Here is a 2,181-nt window from a genome sequence, read left to right as displayed (position 1 = left end):
ATATGGTTACCGGTTCTATTTTTGGCCAATCTTTGTAGGCGAAACCATGATCCTGGGCTAAACGGCGTGGGCGTCCGCGGGACGGCGGGGCGTCCGCGGGACGGCGGGGAGTCACTGGGCGGGGGCTGGGCGGAACACCCAGGCGCGGAGGAGGACGAACCGGAGGAGCGTCGCGAGCAGGTTCGCGCCGATGAGGACCACCATCTCGGCCGGGCGGGCGGGCGTACCGGTGACCGCGTGGAGCAGTGCGAGCGACCCGCTGGTGAGGACCAGTCCCAGCCCGAAGATCAGCAGGCCTTGGGCTTGGTGCCGCAGCGCGTCCGCCGATCCGCGTACGCCGAAGGTCAGCCGCCGGTTCGCCGCCGTGTTCGCCACCGCCGTGATCAGCAGCGCGAGCAGATTGGCGCCCTGTGCGCCCAGCGCCGGCGCGAACCCCGCATACAGCAGCAGGTACGCCAACGTGCTGGCGATTCCGACGCCGCCGAACCGGATGAGCTGCCCGAGCAGGGTGGTCTCGGCGTCCTGGCGGCCCCGGCCGAGCCGTTCGCGTAACTGCGCCAAGGGCAGCGCGCCGGTCAGCAGGTTGCGCCCGACCCGGGCGATCCCGCGCAGGTCGGCCTTGATGGTCGCGATGATGTCGACCCGGCTGTCCGGATCGTCGACCCAGTCGACCGGCACTTCGTGGATGCGCATCCCGGCGTTCTGCGCCAGCACGAGCAGCTCGGTGTCGAAGAACCAGCCGGTGTCCTCGACGAGCGGCAGCAACTCCCGCGCGACGTCGGCCCGGATGGCCTTGAACCCGCATTGGGCGTCGGAGAACGACGCGGCCAGTGTGCCGCGCAGCAGCAGGTTGTAGCCCCGGGAGATCACCTCCCGTTTGGCTCCGCGCACCACGCGGGACTGCCGGGCCAGCCGGCTGCCGATCGCGAGGTCGGAGTGGCCCGTGATCAACGGCGCGATCAGCGGCAGCAGCGCTGCCAGGTCGGTGGACAGGTCCACGTCCATGTACGCCAGCACGGCGGCGTCGGAGCTGGACCAGACGTGCCGCAGGGCGCGGCCTCGGCCCTTCTGCTCCAGGCGTACCACTCGGGTGTGCGAGAGGGTGGCCGCGAGACTGGCGGCGACCAGCGGTGTCTCGTCGACGGAGGCGTTGTCGGCGATCGTGATCCGGAAGGTGTAGGGCAGGTGCTGAGTGAGGTACGCGTGCAGCCGCCGGACGCTCGGCCCGAGGTCGGCCTGTTCGTTGTAGACCGGGATGACCACGTCCAGGACGAGTTCCCGCTGGTCGGCGGGGTGCACGAGACCGGGTGAAAGGGTCGGGGCTGTCATGACGTCCAGGCTGGCCGCGCCGGGTCAGCGGCGGATCGGCCTGGCCTGGACGCCACCTGTGAACCTCAGGCGGGCTCGTTGCCCGGCTTCCACTTGATCGAGCAGCCCGTGCTGGGCCAGTGCGGCTCGGCCACGGCCTGGCCCGCGAGCACCGCGTCGACCGCGGCGGCCAGCGACTCCCCGGTGGCGGACGCACCGCTCTTGGGCCGGGAGTCGTCGAACTGCCCCCGGTACGCCAGCGGCCGCCGCCCCTCGGCGTCGGCCGGCCCGTAGAGGAACAGGTCCGGGGTGCACGCGGCCCGATAGGCGGTCGCGACCTGCTGGCTCTCGTCATGCAGGTACGCGAACCCGAACCCGGCCCGCTCGGTCTGCTCCACGAGCTTGGCCGGCGCGTCGTCCGGATAGTTCTCGACGTCGTTGGCGCTGATCGCCACCGTGGCGAGGCCCAGCTTGGCGTATCGGGTGGTCAGCTCGCCGAGCGCCGCCTCGATGTGCCGCACGTACGGGCAGTGGTTGGACAGGAACGCCACTAGCAGCGCCGGGGACTCCCGGTAGTCGTCCAGGGAGACGGGCTCGCCGGTCGCGGCGGAAGGCAGGGTGAAGGCGGGCGCGGGGGTGCCCAGTTCCACCATGAAGGAGTTGACGGCCATACGCCCCAACGTATCCCGCTCATGTGAACGCCGGCCGCTCGGGCGTGGTCCCGCTATGAACGCCGGCCCCGCTGGGCGCGGGCCCGTTTGGGCGCTGGCCCCGCTGGGCGCCGGCCCGTTTGGGCGCTGGATCAGGGGTGTCGGGGGAATAGTGTCCCAACATTGGACCCCGAACCCAGCTGCAGCGCCCCACCCCGCGGGG

At 71.3% G+C, this 2,181-nt stretch carries 2 protein-coding genes; both read right to left on the bottom strand.

Annotated features, from left to right (window positions below):
* Nucleotides 1-111 precede the first annotated feature (111 nt).
* Complete coding sequence (locus AB0M47_RS42620) at nucleotides 112-1,329, bottom strand: bifunctional glycosyltransferase family 2/GtrA family protein (protein ID WP_363424727.1); 1,218 nt, start codon at nucleotides 1,327-1,329, stop codon at nucleotides 112-114.
* A gap of 65 nt (nucleotides 1,330-1,394) precedes the next feature.
* A complete protein-coding gene (locus AB0M47_RS42615) occupies nucleotides 1,395-1,979 on the bottom strand; it encodes a thioredoxin family protein (RefSeq protein WP_363424724.1) in 585 nt (194 codons plus the stop codon).
* Between the last annotated feature and the right edge of the window lie 202 nt (nucleotides 1,980-2,181).

This window comes from Hamadaea sp. NPDC051192, assembly GCF_040682475.1.
In the GTDB taxonomy this organism is placed as follows: domain Bacteria; phylum Actinomycetota; class Actinomycetes; order Mycobacteriales; family Micromonosporaceae; genus Hamadaea; species Hamadaea flava.
This window is presented reverse-complemented; position numbering and strand designations above follow the sequence as displayed.

Coding starts and splice junctions, on each gene's coding strand:
- AB0M47_RS42615 (WP_363424724.1), bottom strand. CDS start 1,979: ATGGCCGTCAACTCCTTCATGGTGGAACTGGGCACCCCCGCGCCCGCC.
- AB0M47_RS42620 (WP_363424727.1), bottom strand. CDS start 1,329: ATGACAGCCCCGACCCTTTCACCCGGTCTCGTGCACCCCGCCGACCAG.